15 protein-coding genes are annotated in these 19,043 nt (G+C 42.7%); 12 read left to right on the top strand and 3 right to left on the bottom strand.

The genetic code is table 11. From position 1 onward, the window contains the following. Window positions 1-315: 315 nt before the first annotated feature. From XMA152_RS05225 to XMA152_RS05215, 3 genes are all read left to right on the top strand, one after another. A complete protein-coding gene (locus XMA152_RS05225) occupies window positions 316-648 on the top strand; it encodes a MarR family EPS-associated transcriptional regulator (protein ID WP_173482946.1) in 333 nt (110 codons plus the stop codon). Between the two features lie 154 nt (window positions 649-802). Next, the gene (locus XMA152_RS05220; protein ID WP_173482945.1) at window positions 803-1,030 is read left to right on the top strand and encodes an antitoxin; all 228 of its coding nucleotides are present in this window, start codon (window positions 803-805) and stop codon (window positions 1,028-1,030) included. 1 nt (window position 1,031) lies between these two features. Continuing rightward, window positions 1,032-1,433, top strand: a complete 402-nt coding sequence (locus tag XMA152_RS05215; RefSeq protein ID WP_217364003.1) for a type II toxin-antitoxin system VapC family toxin — start codon at window positions 1,032-1,034, stop codon at window positions 1,431-1,433. A gap of 1,176 nt (window positions 1,434-2,609) precedes the next feature. Here XMA152_RS05215 and XMA152_RS05210 read toward each other — a convergent pair. Further along, window positions 2,610-3,353, bottom strand: a complete 744-nt coding sequence (locus XMA152_RS05210; protein WP_173482943.1) for an acyltransferase — start codon at window positions 3,351-3,353, stop codon at window positions 2,610-2,612. 482 nt (window positions 3,354-3,835) lie between these two features. Beyond that, complete coding sequence (locus XMA152_RS05205) at window positions 3,836-4,738, bottom strand: tyrosine-type recombinase/integrase (protein ID WP_173482942.1); 903 nt, start codon at window positions 4,736-4,738, stop codon at window positions 3,836-3,838. Window positions 4,739-4,787: 49 nt separating this feature from the next. Between XMA152_RS05205 and XMA152_RS05200 the strand changes: the two genes are divergently transcribed. Continuing rightward, window positions 4,788-5,024 (top strand): helix-turn-helix transcriptional regulator, encoded by a 237-nt coding sequence (locus XMA152_RS05200; RefSeq protein ID WP_173482941.1) that lies wholly within the window; start codon window positions 4,788-4,790, stop codon window positions 5,022-5,024. An 85-nt stretch (window positions 5,025-5,109) separates the two neighbouring features. Here XMA152_RS05200 and XMA152_RS05195 read toward each other — a convergent pair whose 3' ends face one another. Then, entirely contained in the window at window positions 5,110-6,009 is a 900-nt protein-coding gene (locus tag XMA152_RS05195; RefSeq protein ID WP_173482940.1) for a hypothetical protein, read from the bottom strand. 522 nt (window positions 6,010-6,531) lie between these two features. On the opposite strand from XMA152_RS05195, the gene XMA152_RS05190 reads away from it, so the two are divergent. The 8 genes from XMA152_RS05190 to XMA152_RS05155 all read left to right on the top strand — a co-directional run bounded on the left by XMA152_RS05190 (window position 6,532) and on the right by XMA152_RS05155 (window position 19,026). Beyond that, window positions 6,532-7,581, top strand: a complete 1,050-nt coding sequence (locus XMA152_RS05190) for an undecaprenyl-phosphate alpha-N-acetylglucosaminyl 1-phosphate transferase (RefSeq protein ID WP_173482939.1) — start codon at window positions 6,532-6,534, stop codon at window positions 7,579-7,581. 91 nt (window positions 7,582-7,672) lie between these two features. Beyond that, window positions 7,673-11,065, top strand: coding sequence for a VCBS domain-containing protein (locus XMA152_RS05185; protein ID WP_173482938.1), 3,393 nt, complete (start codon window positions 7,673-7,675; stop codon window positions 11,063-11,065). Between the two features lie 12 nt (window positions 11,066-11,077). Then, window positions 11,078-11,410 (top strand): hypothetical protein, encoded by a 333-nt coding sequence (locus tag XMA152_RS12460; protein ID WP_217364002.1) that lies wholly within the window; start codon window positions 11,078-11,080, stop codon window positions 11,408-11,410. Between the two features lie 53 nt (window positions 11,411-11,463). Then, on the top strand, window positions 11,464-13,500 hold the full coding sequence (locus tag XMA152_RS05175; protein ID WP_173482937.1) for a YjbH domain-containing protein: 2,037 nt from the start codon (window positions 11,464-11,466) through the stop codon (window positions 13,498-13,500). Next, a complete protein-coding gene (locus XMA152_RS05170; protein WP_173482936.1) occupies window positions 13,497-14,018 on the top strand; it encodes a hypothetical protein in 522 nt (173 codons plus the stop codon). The genes XMA152_RS05175 and XMA152_RS05170 overlap by 4 nt, the downstream gene beginning before the upstream one ends. Window positions 14,019-14,096: 78 nt before the next feature. Further along, the gene (locus tag XMA152_RS05165; RefSeq protein WP_173482935.1) at window positions 14,097-17,006 is read left to right on the top strand and encodes an SLBB domain-containing protein; all 2,910 of its coding nucleotides are present in this window, start codon (window positions 14,097-14,099) and stop codon (window positions 17,004-17,006) included. A 9-nt stretch (window positions 17,007-17,015) separates the two neighbouring features. Then, entirely contained in the window at window positions 17,016-17,960 is a 945-nt protein-coding gene (locus XMA152_RS05160) for a Wzz/FepE/Etk N-terminal domain-containing protein (RefSeq protein ID WP_173482934.1), read from the top strand. Window positions 17,961-18,222: 262 nt separating this feature from the next. Next, window positions 18,223-19,026 (top strand): hypothetical protein, encoded by an 804-nt coding sequence (locus XMA152_RS05155; RefSeq protein ID WP_173482933.1) that lies wholly within the window; start codon window positions 18,223-18,225, stop codon window positions 19,024-19,026. Window positions 19,027-19,043: the final 17 nt, after the last annotated feature.

The following is a 19,043-nucleotide window of genomic DNA, read 5'->3' as shown; positions in this document are numbered from 1 at the left end:
AAAGATGTGTTGCAGGGCGCGTGTGGAGAGGGAGTTTTATCAACCATTAATACAACCAATGACCACCAAGGAAGGCGGAAATGCTGAAAACGCAGGAGCAGTTTTTCGGCGACACCCATTTTTCCCCGTAGATATCGTCAACTTGCTTTCCATCCCGTCAGAGAATTGATGAGCCTTGGTTATCCCTTTTTTTGTTATCGATATCACTAAAGACACTTTGTAATGTTATAGCAATGTTGTTAGTCTATGTTCATAGATTGAACGATCGTTTTAATGTAACCGCACTGTGGCAAGCAGGGGCGGTAGCGTGCCTAAATGACCCAAAACAGCGATACCCTTGAATACGATTACCGGGTTCTTCAGTTAATAGAAGAGCGCCCAGATATTTCACAGCGCGAACTTGCTTCGCAGCTGGGGGTTAGTGTGGGTAAAACCAACTACGTTTTATCTGCACTCATTGAGCGTGGCTTGGTTAAAGCGGAGAACTTTAAACGTTCAAATAACAAAGCCGGTTACTTGTACCTTCTGACTCCTAAAGGCATTTCAGATAAGGGGTTAATCACAGCGCGATTCTTAAAGCGAAAGGTGGAAGAGTACGAGCGTTTAAAGGCTGAAATTGCGGACATTCAATCAAAAATAAACGAGTGATTTTACTAACTAGAATTTAATATCTATCAATGTGTCCCTATCAGTCAAATGCCGCCGCTGACTGAATTCTTACTTAGCATAAATGTAGTCATATAGGATATTCTAAAATTAAAGTGTATACTTATACGTATATACAAAATTGAAGGGGCAGCTTATGGAAGCTAAAATTTTTCAATCAGGAAATAGCCAAGCCGTCAGAATACCCAAAGAGTTCAGGTTCTCGGCTACAGAAGTAGAGATTTTCAAAAGAGGCGATGAGATTGTTCTCAAGCCCAAGCCTAAAAACCTTGGTCTGGCGTTTAAGCTTCTAACCGAAATGCCTGATGACTTTATGTCAGATGGGCGAGAAGACTCTTTACCTCAAAAAAGAGAGTCTTTTTAGCATGTACATGCTTGATACTAATATCTGCATTTACATCATAAAGAAGAAGCCGATGAGTGTTTTTCGCCGATTTGAATCTTTACCTTTGGGTGCTTTGTCGATGTCGTTAATTACTCGAGGGGAGTTGGAGTATGGTGCTCTAAGAAGCAATAACTCGAAAAAGGCCCTGGATATACTTGATGAACTCTCAGCTTATATCCCAGTGATTGATTTGCAGAAAAATGTGTCATCAGAATATGCAGATATCAGAGCTGATCTGACAACTAAAGGCACTATTATTGGAAATAACGATCTCTGGATAGCGGCTCATGCGCGCGCCAGCGGGTGCACATTGGTAACCAACAATACGAAAGAATTTGAGCGTGTTGGAGGTCTTAAAATTGAGAATTGGGTGTTGGATTGATTCTTAATCAGCATGTGAAGTATACGCAAAGAATGCTGACGAATAAGAGGCCCTTATCAAGCCTAAAAAAAGCTAGAAATTCATTGATTTAAAAATATTAAAATGAATTTTTAGACACGTTAGGAGATAGTTCTACTGCATTGCATTATTTTTTCATAAGCAATTGAAATATAAGATTTATTTACTATTGTGTTGGTTGTAAGTAGTGCGGTTTTTTTTGATTCTGCAGTTGAGTGTCATAAAATTAAAGATACTGAGTATAACGTGTATAATCTTGATTATGCAGACATTATGTAAGGTAGATAGTATATATAAATCAATGGTTTATATCTGATTATCTTTGTCTTTGTCTTTGTCTTTGTCTTTTTAATATTTACTTATCGTTTTTTGTTTATCTCAGTAAAACATAGGCTTAAGTGGTCTATCGGTTAAATATGATTTGTAATGGCTTTAAATACACTGCGAATTAACCGAGTTGGCATGCGAACCAGTGAATATAAATAGTCATTCAACTTACATATTAAATGATGCATCTATATGTTTTTAACGAGATAAGACGTTGCGTTGGCTGTAAATTCTTCATCTGCCGTAATTCGTTCGCATCTAGTGGAGGGCGGATATTCCTGCACCAAACAACGCTATATAAGGGTTTAAGTATAACTGAATATCCATAAGGGCTCCTGCTAATTTCTGTGATTTAACGCTCGTAAAACTCACACTTCCACGAAGTACAAGTTCGTTGAATCACCCTCTATGAGCCCCTTTAATTCGAAATCGAAACAAGGAATCGAACCGGCGTCCGGACTTGCTATCCAACCCCTTTAGAGCGTTCATGCCTCCTGCCAAAACAAGCCAAGAAGGAAGTACACATGGCAATTCAACACATCAATCAACAGACTCTAGCTGAACGATGGCAAGTCAGTGAAACAACGCTTGAGCCCTGGCGCTCGATTGGGGTTGGCCTGCTTTCCTCAAACTGCAGGGAAGGATCGTCTATCGGGAGCAGGATCTTGAGGAATACGAAAATCGGTGCCTGCGCTTGAGTACATTTAAGCGGGTTCACCCAAGTTTGGGTGAACTGTAGCTTTGGCTGCATCCACATTTACCTCATTGATCTAATCATGCTTCTCCAAGTTGAAACGAAACGGGGCGTAATTAAAATGCAGAGCAGCGAGATTACTGTTTCGCTGCTTCAATGTAATGAGAGGACCGTTTGAGAAATTTCTTTTCAACGTAGTTCCACGAAAAAGCGGCCAGTGAGAGAGTTAATCCGACACTAACGAACAGCCCAATATACGGATTTAAATCATATAAGCCTAGGTGGACCAATAGCTGAATAGTAGGGAAATGGAAGAGATATATCCCGAATGATAAGTCGCCAAATTTACCTATACCTAAATTAAGATAATTTGTATTAGCAAGAGTCAGTACGAGTAGCGGATAGAAAAGCATGTTTAGGTACTCTGAAATATAGCCGGGAATGAATTTCTTTGTAAAAAAATAAAGTAGACTGATCATTCCAAGGTAAATAAAGCCTTTTCTTTTCAAATCGAAAAATGTTAGAAAACTCCCCAGCGCAAAGTATGGTAGTTGCCCAATAAATTGCCTCGCAAGCACATCAGAAAGTCTGTGATCAATGAAATATGAGAAAACAGTGTACCAAATCAAACCAGTTGAAAATGCTATAAATAAGGTGAAGTTGGCGCCTATTTTTTTGTAAAAAAATACGATCATTGGAACTAGAAAGTAGAGCATTACTTCAATCTTTATAGTCCATAGTGAGCCGTTCATTGCTTGAATTTCGTTGCTTGTAAAAACTCCAGGAAGACTGGGTTGAACAAAATTTAAGAATGCTAAGTTCGAAAGAAAATACTTCCAAGTCTCTCCGGTTTTTAGGAAGTCCAAGGAAGGTATTCGCATTTCAGAATCGTTTTCAAGACATATCTTGGCCTGTGAGGGTGCTGACTGGGGATGTATGGCACCAGTGGTGGTATCACCTCAGGGCGAGGTTGAGGATAGTGCACGTCGCTATCCAACTATATCCAGAATTTCGCGCCGAGTTTTTTTTAATCAACGAGGCTCTGATTATCCAGTGGGTGGGGCCGATAGAGATATCCCCGTCGATTGGGTGGCTGGTATGTTTTTGATTTTTAGGAGTGATGTATTTAGGGCCCTCAAAGGATTCGATCATCGCTATTTCATGTATTTAGAGGATGCCGATATCTGCAAACGAGCTAATGAGGCGGGTTTTCCAGTTATTGTGAACACTGGTTTCTCAGTTGTGCATGATGCTCGTCGTAACTCTTTCAGGAGCGCTACTCATCTTAGATGGCACCTTAGAAGTATGTTCCGATTTATCTTTGGTTTTTAAGGTTTATTTAGTTATTTCGATAGGGTGATTCTTAATATGGTATTTCTAATTCCTCAAATACAGCCAAGTCACTTCCAATCCAGGTTGCTAAATATTTCAGTGCTGTAGATTTAGAGCTCCACCCGCCTCGTAACATAATCTTTTCCAGTGGCACTCCTCTCTCTAACAAATCTAACGCAGATCCAACTCTGAATGAGTGTCCACTGAAGTGCGGTAGGTGACGAAGTCTAGCTCGGTATTGTAGGTCGACTAGTATGTTCGTCATTGCGGCAGGTGATAATGGAGCATTTACAGCGCCGTTTTTACGGATGCTTCTAAGAATCACTCCTTTGCCAATATCGATCCGCTTTTGCCACTTTGTAATCAGGTTGGCCAATTTTTCTGATATGGGTATCAATCGCCCATTTCCCAGTTGATCTGTTTTTGATTGATGTAGAATCAATGCGTATTTGTTGTTAGGCATTTTCTTAAGATCTTCGAATCGGAATTGGCAGATCTCGCTTCTTCGACGCATGCTTTCGTAACCCAGCTGCAAAAGGACTTTGTTGCGAAGACCAATAACGGAGTTGTCGCACTTTGCCATCATTTTATCTAAATATTCACGCGTTAAAGGAGATGCTTGTTTTTGTGCGCGGCCAATTTTTCGGTGCATGCGTTTCAGGGCTAAAAGCACCTCAGGATCGCGAGTTGGGTTTGGATTGCGGGATAGGTGGAAAATGGAGCTGAGTGAGTTTAGGCGTCTTCTTATTGTGGCGCTTTTGTAGTTTTCGGACATCTCTTCAACGTAAAGAGCTAGGTTGTCAGCTGTAGCGGGGATTGTTTGGAAGTTATGTGTTTTGCACCACTTTTCGTAGTGGTTGAAGTCGGCACGGTAAGCGCGGATAGTATTTTCTGCGAAAGCTCCGTCGAATGATGCTAGTATTTTGTTGATCATGGGGTGATACCTATTAATGTCTCTTTTAAGGTCAATATAGTCTCTAATAGTGATAAGTTCAAGTCAAATTCGTGCTGCGCGCGCACTTCTTGGGTGGAGCGGTGAAGAGTTAGCTGCTAAATGTGATGTTAGCTTGAAGACGCTTCGTCGTTATGAGCCGCAGGAAGGTATCCCGGCGGGAAGTATATCGACACTGCAGCGTATCAAGTCAGTGCTTGAAGATGCGGGTGTAGAGTTTATTGGTGATCCTTTGGTGAACCCTGGGGTTGTGTTGCATTTGAAATAGGCCCTTCATTGGTCGGGGCTTTTCGCTTCGCTCAAAATTCCTGCTACATTAAATCGCTTCGCCTGCGGCTAGCTCCTACTTCAAATCAATGACTCATTTTTATTAGCCTTTCTTTTTTGAGTCTTCGTTCTTGGAGTTCAAGTAGTTCTCCAATTGCTTTAGAAAGTTGCTTGTCTGTAGCCACTCTTTCTTTATGAATTTTTGCCATGTCTGTGTTGGACGGTGTTGCGGCTGCTTTTGCTAGTTCAAGTTGTTCAAAGTAATCTGTTTTTAGTTTCTTTAACCCCTCAGACATCGAATACTCGTCTGACTTTATTTTTATGTAGTCATGAATATATGAAGTGTCATAGGTATATAGACTCTTTTTCAGAAGCTTATCTAACTCTAATTCGTAATCAGCATTTATTAGAAACTTACTAACCGCTGGAAGCTTTTTTGCGCCTTTGTTGTATTGGTCAATATAGTTCCCAATGGTGGTATTTCTCTTGATGCATTCCATCATTAAGTGCTTATGTAACGCTGGCATTAGTAATTGGAAGTCATCCATTGAATTGATTCGGCCAATATTTTGGTTGGCTATTTCTTTTACAATTTCTGGATCGTTTAGTCCTAATGGGGCTTGATATATACCAACCAACTCTCTTCCAAATGCATCAAGCACTAAACGGTCCTGTTCCATATCGAAGCCCCAGCTTTCCACAAATTGTTCAGGGTCTTCAGAGCGTCTTTGAGCTTGGAGGTACATTGCCGTTTCTACCGATTGGATTCTCTCCAGGCGGACTTTGCAGTTTGCAATTCTCTCAATTTGAATGTACTCAAGCGTCCCAGACGGTTCGTGCTCATCAATCAACTGATTCATTAGGTCTTGGTATCTACCCTCTTCTTCAGAATCTAGCCAGCGGTTTGCTGTCAAACCGTGCTTCAATGAGTTTTGGCTACTGATGAGTTTGCCTTCGATTGTTTTGGGGCCGCCTTTTAAGGTCATTTGATCACCTTTGATGTTGGTTGATTATTGATCAGTATGCCAAATGTAAATGGGTGGTCAATGCTATTTCTGTTGCAGAATTATGGTGTCAACACATTGTGTTTACTGGGGTTTGAGGGTTTTTAGCCACCATATATTAAATGCTTCTTATTCGTATCGTTGAGTGGTTTTGCAAAACAAACTATGGGTCACCGCCTCTTCGAGGTGGTTCCTACAGTAGACTTTTACCGAGTAAGAAAACTCTTTTTTTACGGTTATATAAAATTAAGCATATAGGCTCAGAAGTGGGGTCGGACCATAGGTCGGACCCCGACTGGAGTGGGTGTATGCGGGATTGGGTGCGATAAGTGTTGGTTATGATGTATCTAAAATCCTTAAAAATGAGTATGACGCTCATTAAGCTAGTTTGTGATGACCTTGGAGCTTTAACTTATTTGTCTTTTTTCAAATATAAACTATACTTGTTTACAAATATAAACTAATTTTTTTGGCTCTATTTTTTTTGCATTAATTCTGAGTTTTATGAGTTCTTTACCCGTTATCATCATTGGTTTTACTGTCGCTTTCGCAAGTTTGCTCGTTTTGCGTCCATTTGCTGTAGCTATAGGGTTAGTTGACCGACCATCTGCTAGAAAGCTTCATTCAGGTTCCGTTCCTCTGATTGGTGGGATCGCTGTCTTTCTCTCCGTTGTCGTTTATGTGTTTTTAACCCCTAACTTAAGCCATAAAGTGCTCCCGCTACTTGCAACCGGTTCTGTTCTCTTTTTGATGGGTGCCATCGATGACTACCGTCCGCTCGGTGTTAGAACTCGAGTTGGAGTGCAGGTGTCTTGCGCTCTTCTAATGGTCTGGATGACAGGGATTAAAATTGACAGCTTGGGATCGCTTTTTGGTTCTTCTAATATCGAATTAGGATTACTAGCTGTTCCTTTTACAGTGCTTGCGGTTGTGGGGGTTACCAATGCCTTCAATTTGATCGATGGTATTGATGGTCTTGCGGGATCAATGGCGCTCATCGCCATCATGGGAATACTGGTGTTTCAGAGTCAGTCAGGTGTTCAGGCTGGTTATGAGTATCTGTTAGTGCTGGGGGCTGCTTTGATTCCCTATCTGATTCTTAATTTATGGGGCGGGCCAAGATTTAAAGTGTTCATGGGTGATGCCGGTAGTTTGTTTATCGGCTTTATTATTGTGTGGACACTCATCCATCAAACTCAAACAGCAGCATTCTCAATTTCACCTACCAGTGCGCTATGGTGCGTTGCGATTCCAATTATCGACACAGTCGGTGTTATGTCTCGCAGGGTGCTGAAAGGGGACTCTCCCTTTAAGCCAGATAGAAATCATTTGCACCATATACTTATGCGTGCAGGTTTCTCTTCATTCGGATCTCTTGTGTTTCTTGTTTCTGTGTCTGGATTGTTACTGCTATTGGGTTTGTTTATTGAGGCGTATTTGCCTCTGTTTAGCTTTCCAGCTTTTCTTATCGTATTTGCTGTTTACGTTTTGATGCTCAGAAAGGCCTGGAAGGTACAAAAGTTTCTTAAATCTTCTCCATCTACTTTGGAGTAGATTTTTACTATTAACCACGCAAGCAAGGTAGATTGAAATCTTTGTTTGTATATAATCAATTGAATTGCGAATTCAAGTTAGGCTTATCAACATGAAGAAAAAGTTCGATATTAACGCTTCTCATACTAAACGCGTCGGGATGCTTGCTCTGTTTGGGGCCTTTCTTGAAGGTTGTGGTGGCGGTGGCGTTGCTGGCAACCTGATTTCAGTCGGCGGTAAGGCGATTAAAGGCCCATTGGAAGGGGCTGAGGTATTTGCCGACTACAACGAAAACGGTGTCTGGGATGCGAATGAACCCAAAACCACTACTAATGCAGACGGTACCTATGATCTTGATGTGACTCAGTCATCTTCAATTATCGTCAATACGCTAGCGACAACCATTGATACATCGACCGGTAACTTGATCGGCGCCGGTACTGTCCTCAAGGCTCCTGCTGGTGCAACGGTTGTATCGCCAACAACTACTCTTCTCGCATCCGGTGTTGATGAAGCAGTCTTGAAGGCTTCATTGGGTATACCTGCGTCTGTTGATCTTAATAGCTTTGACCCGTTTGCTGATGGTGCTGATTCAACAGCAGCGCTTGCTTACGAGAAAGCGTCTATCACCGTATTCGCGACGGTTAAAGCGATTCAAGCGGCCGCTGTGGCAGCGGGCGGTGATTCAGATGCTGCATTTGAAGCGGCACTAAGCTCGGTGGTTGAGCTTGTTCAAAAGACGCCAACGGTTGCTGGTACGTCTGTTTTCGAGGATACAACGCTTCTATCAGATGCCCTTGACTCTGTTTCAACTCAGCTTGCTGAGTCTGATGCCAATTTTGATGACACCGCTTTTGACGCAGTGTCTTCAGATGTAGCGACCGCCACTGCAACTGTTTACACCGCTGTTCAGTCCATCACTGATATTCAATCTGACTCAACTTCTGCTGTTGTGACTGTTGCGACTGAAACTTTGACTTCTCAGATCACATCAGCGGTTGACGGTAGTGGGTCAATTACACTGACCGATTCAACGGCTTTCGATAATGCTACGGCAGCTGTCAACTTGGCGCCTACTGATATAACGTTCTCAAATGATGGTATTGAATTCCTTGAGGGTATCGCTTCTGGCTCCGTAATTGGTTCTTTCGCGGTGGTAGATCCTAACAGTGGTGATTCCGCTGACTTTGAAATTGTTTCAGGTGGAGATGCTTCAAGCTTTACGCTTACTCAAGACGGTATCTTGAAGTTTGTTGGTACTGCCGATTATGAAACCAAGTCATCATACTCTGTGACTGTCAAAGTAACCGATGGTGGTGGTAAAACTCGTACTGAAACTTTTGAATTGTCCCTAGTGGATGTAACAGAGGATTCAGTTATTACTGTTGGTGCCTCAGATTCGGCAGCTGAATCAGTCACTGAGGATGCGGCTGCTACATTAACTAGTAACGGTACACTGACTGTTACTGACGATGATGGCGATGGCGCGTTTAATACGTCCGTGGTTTACAAAGACAGCGCCAGTACTAATTCTCAAGCTCTAGGTGCTCTTACGATTACGGCAGCTGGCTCTTGGTCATATAGCGTCGATAGTGATGCGGCTGCTATCCAGCAGTTAGGTGATGGCGAGGTTATCAAAGAGGTTTTCACAGTAACAACAGCTGACGGTAAAGATTCTCAGGATATTACTATCACTATCAATGGTGCTGATGATGCTGCTGTTGTCTCAGGTGACGTAACAGGGGCCGTTACGGAAGATGGGACTTTGACCGATACGGGCACACTTTCTATTAGCGACACTGATTCGAGTGATTCTCCAAGCTTTGCAGATGTTGCTAGCACTGCAAGTGATAATGGATATGGATCTTTTGAGCTCTCTAATGGAACTTGGACATATACGTTGGATAATGCTGTGCCTGCGGTTCAGGCACTGGGTGATGGTAAAGCTCTTCAGGACACTATTACCTTTACAGCTACAGATGGTACAGAGCAAGTTGTAACAGTCACCATCAATGGTGCTGATGATGCCTCCGTTGTCTCTGGTACTGTCAGTGGGTCTGTCACAGAAGAAACAGGTCTAACGGCTACCGGTGATCTTGTTATTACTGATACAGATTCTGATGACGCTCCATCCTTTGCAGATGTTTCAAGCAGTGCTGGTGATAATGGCTTTGGTTCTTTCACTTTAGTGGATGGTACTTGGACTTATACCCTAGATAACGCTAATGCGGACGTGCAGGCGTTGGGAGAAGGTGAGTCGCTTTCTGATAGCTACACGTTCACAGCGACTGACGGGGCGACTCAATCTGTTTCTGTAACCATTAATGGTTCGAGTGATACATTCTCTCTAACATCGGGCTTAGCAACACTCACAGATTATGTTGATGGGTTGGATATTACCGGCGTTCAATATGTGAGTCTTGACGAGGTTCAGGGTGATACCGATTACTCACTGCAAGTTGCGGGTGAACAGACTTTCTTCCTAGATAGAGCAAACTTGGCAAGTGGTTTTGACACAAATGGCTTCCTAGGCTATGACTCAGCACTTCAGTTCGACCTATCTTCTATTGCTGTAGGTAGTGGGACGGGATCAGTAAATATCACTCTTTTAGATGGTGAGAATGCACTCCGAGCTCAGGGCGAGAGAGAGCTAATAATCACTCTTGATGTTAGTTGGTCTACTGATGCCTCTGGAGCAACAAGTTTGACTGTGGACTCGGCACGTGACTTCTGGGATGGAACTAGCCTGGACACAGAAGGCGTTGCTGTGAACGACTTCGCTGGCGTCATTATCAATGATGATTTAAACGGAGCCAACGTCGATAATCAAAACTCTAACGTATTTGAATTTACCTTCGACGAGTTAAGCCCATCAGATATTATTTCTAGTGACGGTACTGTGCTAACAATTGAGCTTGCTCCTGCTCTAGCGTTGATTGATACCCTTACCTATACAGTTGCTAGTGTAGAAGAGAAGGTGTTTGACCTAACCTCCGAAGATGGATACTACTTCTTCAGTATCGAGACTGATATTCCTCTGGTATCTTCAACTGGCAATAACATCGAATCGATTCAAGGTGCTTTGGATATTATCGAAGTTGCAAGTAATACAGATCTTGATCCTTACGAAGCTTATCTAACTACTGAAGTGGTTATAGCGGGCGATGAGGGTAGTAATCAGCTTCAGTCAACATCAGCAGCATCTGAGGTATTGATTGGTTTTGGTGGTAATGATTACTTCAAACTGACTGTCGAGAACGGAGCTTCTAATGAGTCCGACATCGATCTAATTGTTGATTACACCTCTAATCTAGAGGAGACAGATGGCATTGTTATACTTAGTGACAATGGTGCAGTCATTGACAAAGCCGATGTTGCGATAGATGAGGAGCAAGGTAGTTCTGTTATCACTTATAATAATGGCTCAGAAGTTGTTTATCTTGCGTTTGTTGAGGGTGTGACAGGTTTGACTACTGACGATTTGCTTGTGATAAGTGATCTTTAAGGAATATTTGATATGAAAAATCTATTTTTAGCTTCACTTGTTAGCTCTTTTCTTCTTATTTTGCAGGGCTGTGTTCCTGTAGGTACTGTGATCGATACTGGCGTGTACTACGCGCCAGAAGAAGAAGCTAACGGTACGGGTGATACATCGGGTACAGGTGATACATCGGGTACAGGTGATACATCGGGTACAGGCGATACATCGGGTACAGGCGATACATCGGGTACAGGCGATACATCGGGTACAGGCGATACAACGGATTACACTATAGGTACACCAGATACCTCTGGTACTGGTTCTACTACAGGTGCCGGAAGTACCTCGGGTACAGGCTCTACCTACTAATCCCTAAGATCCTATTAAAAGAGGGGCGTTTGCCCCTTTTTTGGTGCTTGAATTTGAATCTATTACGACCATTCTCCTCCCTGCTGGTGATGCTTTTTTTGAGCAGTGCAGCCAGTGCATCAGATTATGGTACATCAGGCCTGATCGACACCCCCAATGCACGGATGCGTTCTGATGGTGAATTTTCGGTTACCACTGCGCACGATAGATACGCCCAATCTTACAGTTTGAGTTATCAGATTCTACCCAGCTTAGAAGGTACTTTTAGGTACACGGGTCTTAATGATTTTTTCTACTGGGATCGAAACTATGAGCTTAAATTATCTCTTTTAGAGGAATCTAAAGTATTGCCTGCATTATCAGTGGGTATTCGGGATATGTTAGGTACCGGTGTATACAGTTCAGAATATGTAGTCGGCTCTAAACGTTTTAACGAGTTTGACCTATCTCTCGGTTTTGGCTGGGGGCGTTTGGCCGGGAGTGGGGTCATTTCAAACCCTATGGTTCGTTTGCATCCAAGCTTCGCTAACCGATCTAAAGATGTTGGTAAAGGTGGTACATTTTCACTAGGTGAATGGTTTAGTGGGGAAAATGTCGGTTTATTTGGGGGGATTCAATACCGACCAGACTGGGCTCCAATTACCGTTAATGCCGAATATAATCCTGATCAATATCGATGGGAAGTGAGAAATGGCTCGACTTCGCCTACCTCTCCCTTATCCTATGGATTGGACTGGGAATTCACGCCAGGCTATACAATTGGTCTTAGTCATCAGCATGGCGATAGTTTCGGCCTCTCTTTCTCCGCATCCTTTGATACAAAAGAAAATCCCGCTTACACACGGCCTAGTCCACTTATCCCTGAGCTTAAACAAGTTGCATTACGTGATGATCAAGTGCCGGAGTGGTACTTGAATACAACGGAGTCTATTTTACGTGCGGGTGTAGTGCCAGCCTCCATTAATTTAGTAGAAGAGGATGGTAAAGCTGAAGTTGTTTTAAGGCGAGGTGCTTATCAATACTGGCCAGATGCAATAAATTCAGCACACGCTCAAGCCGTCGCTGAGTTGCCGTCAGATGTTAGAAACGTTGATTACCTAATCAACGAAGCGGGTATGAACATACAGACCGTTAGGTTGCCTAAACCTAATAGTGAGTTTGGATTAGGTGAGGTTCGTTTCCCTGATCAAGCCAGTTTGCTTCCGGCAAGACCTACCCGTGATGATGCGTATGAACTCAGTGACACTTATACCAGTGGCATGACCGTCTCCGCCTTTGTTGATGCTAAATACCATCTTTTTGATCCAGACAACCCATTAGGCTTTGAATTATATGCGGGCCTTGGATCTGCAGTGCCTCTGTTCGATGGCTGGTATGGTTTGGGTATAGCTGAATACAGCCTTGTTGATAACCTTGATGGTAACACCCGTGTGAGTGATTCGGTTCTACCTCATGTTCGTTCGGATGCTTCAAAATACCTCAAAAATAGCCCAGCTCGAATATCGGTATTAAAAGCTGAAAAGCGCGGTACCCTTAACTCCAACCTTCACTACCGTCTATTTGGAGGTGTATTGGAGACTATGTATTCTGGTGCTGGGGCTGAGTTGCTCTATCAACCATACCATTCCCGTCTTGCTTTTGGGCTCAGTGGCGCCTATGCAAAACAGCGTGATTACGAAGGCTTGTTTGGTCATTTTGACTACGATGTGTTCACAGGGCACGCTAGTCTTTTTTGGGCTACGCCGTTTTATAACTATGACGCGGCCTTTCACCTCGGTCGATACTTGGCAAAAGACATAGGTGGTACCTTGGAGGTCAGAAGGACCTTTGAAAATGGATGGTCATTAGGCTTGTGGGCAACATTAACGGATGTTCCTTTTGATACCTTTGGTGAGGGCAGCTTTGATAAGGGCATCTATCTTCAGATACCGTTTAATATGAATATAACAGGCGGTGTCGGCTCAGGATTTAATGCAAGAGTTCGTCCAATTCAGCGTGATGGTGGTGCGCGACTCGAAGGTTACTCAGGACAGTTGTGGTGGGATACCCGTGCCGCCAGGGCGGATGTCTTTATGGAGTCAACTCGATGAGGCATTTAATCTTAATTTTGCTGATTTTTGGCTTGTCTGGGTGTTTGTCTGTTCGAGTACCTCAGTTACCGAAAGTGGATCGTTTGATAAACCCTAGTGACAATCCCCGTAAAGATGAGCGTTGGTTGCTAACCCATGGGAGCTATAAGCGCACCATGGTGCCCATTGATATCCGCGTCGGTACTATTTTCCTGGGAGGGAGCGGTGAGTACATTGTTATCGATGACAAAGGGGTGATTAAAACCCAGGCTCGAATGTCGGGTAGTCAAAACATATATAACTGGCGATCTGATAGGGAAAATCCATTACTCATAACTATTTTTAAAAATAGCAGCCAATATTCAAAGGATCGTTGCACTGAAGTGACTGACTTTGAGCTCTCTTGCTCTAGAATTAATATAGCTAATAAAATCACTTACAAAGCTATTAGAGAGGATAATCGTTTTGTAGGCTATGAGTGGCAGCATCCTTCGACAGGTAAAATCGTTACTCTTAAAGATAAACGTTGGATTCAATAGTGAATATTGAAGTCCAATCACCTGTATTTATTTGATAATATGAACACATTAAATTTTATAAAAATTGGTCCAGCTCAAATGTTTAAAGTCATTAAACGATCTATCTTTTTAACTCTAGGCTTGTCTTTAGTTATTAATTCCAATGCTCAGACCCTTTCTCCCGCCATGCTTGAGCAGTTTAAGTCTTTGCCTTTATCGGAACAGCAAGCTCTTGCTAAGCAATACGGTGTTGATCTAGGTAGTATCAAGTCATCATCCAAATCGAGTCCTGTTGGAACAGTCAGCCAAGAGCTTCCTCAAGCTGAAAAATCAAACGAGCTTCAAGTTGAAGAAAAAAATGCTGTTCTGTCAAAGGCTGTAAAAGAGAATTCTTCCGTAGCAGAAACTATCAAAGCTGTTAAAAACCCTCTTGTTCGCTTTGGAGTCGATCTTTTTGATCGTGAAGTATCTACCTTTGCCCCAACAGACAACGCCATGGTGCCAGCTGATTATCGTTTAGGTGTTGGTGATGAGCTGATTATCCAGCTGTTTGGTAAGGAGAGTGATCTTTTAACGCTTCAAGTCGGCCGTGATGGAATCATTAACTTTCCAAAGCTAGGTCCTATTTCAGTTGCAGGTCTATCCTTTGATGAAGCTCAACGTTTAATTAATGCACGTGTCGATAAGCAATTAATCGGTGTTGAATCGATGGTATCGATGGGACGTTTGCGTGCTATGAATATATTCATGGCAGGCGAGGTGTCAGTGCCGGGTGCCTATTCTGTTTCAGCTTTAACCACCATTACACAGGCGTTGTTTCAAGCCGGTGGCGTAACAGATATCGGCAGCCTTCGTAATATCCAAGTTAAAAGAGGCGGTGAGTTGGTCTCCTCTTTCGATGTCTACGATTTGCTATTGAAGGGTGATATCTCTGGTGATATTCGATTGCAGTCAGGTGATGTGGTTTTTGTACCACCTTACGAAGCACTAGTAACTCTTACCGGTGAACTTAAACGTCCTGCTGTCTATGAGGTTAAAAAAGGCCAAACTTTAGGTGAGATGGTTGCCATGGCAGGTGGCTATAAAAGCTCTGCTTTTGCCGGTGAGCTTGTGCTCATCAAAAAACGTAACCCTGGTGAGCTGCCTGTGGCCGTTAACATTAAAGCTGAGAACAGTGATCAACTTGCTATCGAGATGAGCAACGGTGATATTGTAAGGGTGTTGCCACTTGGCGATAACGTTGAAAACCTGATTACTCTTGAGGGTGCTTTAGCAAGACCTGGTGTTTATGGGTGGAAAGAGGGAATACGAGTTTCAGATTTGATAGGTGATATGCGAAGGGACCTATTACCCGATGCTGACTTGGGTTACAGCCTGATTCTCCGTGAAAAAAATCAGAAGCTTGATATTGACGTTCTGGAGTTTAGCTTGGTGGAGGCTCTATCAAACAAAGGTTCACCAAAAGACCCAATTCTACAAGCTCGAGATAAAGTCTTAGTCTTTAAGTGGGAGGGTGTGACTCAGCTAAATGAAGAGCTTGCAGGTAGCGATTTATCAACGGCTGATAACACTCGAGCAGCGCTACTTAAGCCGGTTATTAAAAAATTAGAGGCTCAATCTGATGCTAGTAATCCTGCTAGCGTGGCAACCCTTGTTGGCCCTGTAAGATCCTCAGGCACCTACCCAATTCAAGAGGGTTACAGACTTTCTGATCTATTTGCGGCTGCAGGTGGTGTCCTTGAACAAGCTGATCGTAGTTACGGTCTTATTGTACGAATTAAAAACAGCAATCTTGATATTGAAACCCTTCAATTCAGTCTGTCTGATGTTCTTGCTAAACAAGGTACACACTCAGATCTTGTTCTTAAACCTAGAGATCGGGTTTTAGTGTTCGAGTGGGATGGTCTATATGAAGATAGCGTTTCTGGTATTGATGAAAATGAGCCTAGAGAGTTCTCTAGAGAAGCTTTGTTAGCACCGGTTATAGCAAAGTTGATCAGTCAAGCTAGGTCCGATCAACCCGCCAATGTTGTATCCATTGGTGGGGCAGTCAAAGTTCCAGGTCAATACCCGCTTGGCGTAAATTACACGCTTCAAGATTTAGTTGATGCAGCAGGTGGGCTTGATGACTCAGCTTTTCAAGAGAATTTTGAAGTTAGACGAATCGTTCAAAATGCGAATAGCGAAAATGAAGTTCAAGTTTTAGAAATTAACAACGCTAGAAGTTTTGCCCTTCAGTCGAGAGATTTTGTGAATGTCCGGCAGATGATCGACTGGAACCCTGATGCAGAAGTAGAGGTTGCCGGTGAAGTTAAATACCCTGGTAAATACCTTCTTCGTCGAGGTGAGACTTTGTCAGATATTGTTGTACGAGCTGGAGGCTTCACCAATGAGGGTAATCCGCAAGGCGCTATCTTTACACGTAAATCTGTAGCTGAATTAGAAGCCACTCAAGCGCGCTTATTTGGTCAACAGTTACAGAGGGAGGTGGCCGCCTCTTTGATGACAAATGAAAACTCCACGGTTGATTACACTGCCGTCAGTTCGATTATTGCGGATTTGAACCAATTTGCAGGCCTAGGTCGATTAGTTGTTAATCTTGATAAGGCCTTGAATGGTGACGAAGCCTCTGACCTTTTATTGGAAGATGGTGACCGTTTGGTTATCCCTAAAAAATCCAATACGATCACTGTGGTTGGGGAAGTGCGTCGCCAGGGTTCGCATACCTTTGAACGTGGCTTTAATATTGATGATTACTTAGGCCTAGCTGCAGGTACCTCATCGCGTGCAGATGATAAAAACATTTATGTGGTTAGAGCTAACGGATCCGTTGAGCAGGCAGATGTCAGCTGGACTAAATTTACACCTAGGTCGGTAAGACTCCAGCCGGGTGATACTATCGTAGTTCCAATTAACACTGACTATAAAGATTTCATCCCATTCTGGCGTGATATTACTCAGATTATCTATCAAGGTACTGTGGCTATTGCTGCGGTTGGTATTCTTTAAGGAAAAAATATGAATCACTCGATAGATCAAGTGTCTAATCAAGCTCTTGCTAATGACGATGAGATAGACTTACGAGAACTGTTCAGCGTCTTATGGAAAGGTAAGTGGATCATTATCTTAACGACTCTGCTTGCTGCAATTGTCGCTGTGTTTGTTGCACTCAAAATGCCAAACATCTACCGCTCAGAGGCGCTCTTAGCCCCAGTCAGTGCCGAGAGTGGTGGTATGGCTGGCCTAGCGTCTAAATATGGGGCACTAGCCGGATTGGCTGGCATCTCTTTACCATCTGGTGGAGCTGATAAAACGGGTCTTGGATTACAGATCATCAAATCCCGTCAGTTTTTTAGTCAATTTGAAAGTCGTCATAACATCCTGCCAGAGCTTATGGCTACGAAATCGTATGATATCAATACGCAAAACATTACCTTTGATCCAGAGGTTTTTAATGTAGAAACCGGTGAGTGGGTTAGGGAAGTAGAACCACCTAAAACCCCTGTGCCTAGCATTCAAGAGGCTCATGAAGTATTTAAAGAATCGCTTTCAACAAGCCAGGATAAAGAGACAGGATTTGTAACCATTGCTGTGGAGCACTACTCTCCGGTTGTTGCTCAGCAATGGGTCGAATGGCTTGTAGAAGACATCAATGAGACTGTTAGAGCACAAGACTTGGCTCAGGCAGAGAAGTCTATTGCATACCTAGAAGAGCAGATTCGCTCTACGTCTTTAACAGAGCTTCAAGCTGGTTTATTCGATCTTGTACAGTCCCAGATTGAAACAATGATGTTGGCCAAAGCTACGCCAGAATATCTGTTTAAAACCATTGATCCGGCTGTGGTTCCTGAGCTTAAATCAAAACCAAAACGAGCGTTAATCGCTGCGCTTGGTGTTGTTTTAGGTGGAATGCTGGGTGTTTTGATCGTATTGATTAGGCACTACGCATTTAACAAAGAATAATGTTCATGCGCTGTTATGGCGCATGATTGTTTTTAAACTGTCGTTTATTTAACTTCTGATACAACTAATTTCAGTTAAAGATAGCTTGGGGAACAATTACTACAGTTTCAAGAGTTGAATGATTCTCATTATTATTAAGGTATGATTTTTCAAAACGAACTCCCTCTAGCTTGTTTCTAATAAGATTTTTACCTTCGATAATCGCTGCTTATCAATATGCTTTATCATGCTATCATTCGTGAAAGTATTTTAAGTCTCGTTTATGTTTAGATCCAAAGCTCAATCTATCAAATTCATTGCTAAGCACCCTGTGCTTTCGCAGTTTGCAGATGATTTGAGAGCGGCAATTAATCCGTCCCTTATTGTAGAACAGCAAGCTAAGATATTTGTGGGTATTCACAAGGGGCTTGGTATTTTTAATTGGTTCATTCCTTCTTTGAAAATTGGTATTCAGACTGAACAGCTGTGCGCTGAAGACGGAGCGCTGTTGTGGGGTGCAAAAAAACGCAAAGCTGTTCGGAATATCAAACTAGCTTGCCGGCTATGTGATGTGAACTTAGATTTGAGTACTTCAAACAGAGAGTTCTACAGAAGCATTGGTTTGCTCGATAAATACCCCCAAAAATTTGTTTTTGGGCCTCACGTATTTCCTGATACTACTACCGTTTTTAATTCTCCAACCGATGGGCGTTTTGTTTTTTTTGGTGCTATCGACGGCACGAGACGTGAGAAGATTATTAGTAATCTGCCTGCTGAAATGGTATCTGTCGTTCCTGCAGGTACATATGGAAAAGAGCTTTCTTCAATTATCAACGATTCCCAGGGTGTTCTTAATATTCACTACAGTGAAGGGGTTTACACTGAAGTTCCAAGATTATTGAGTGCCTATCTTCACGGGAAGGTTTTGTACAGTGAAACACTCGCTCATCCTTTTGTAGAGGGAGTACACTATATGCCAATTCATAGCCTTTCCTATGAAAGAGATGATGGATATGTTTTCAACGAGTTGTCTCGATTAGTTACTAATGACTATTCGTTTACTAGTTTTCTGAAAAGATTCATCTAAATTTTAAGGGGCGTACT

It is taken from the genome of Marinobacterium sp. xm-a-152 (assembly GCF_013282965.1).
GTDB lineage: Bacteria > Pseudomonadota > Gammaproteobacteria > Pseudomonadales > Balneatricaceae > Marinobacterium_E.
The sequence above is the reverse complement of the archived record's forward strand: the minus strand, read 5'-3'. Positions and strand labels throughout refer to the sequence as shown.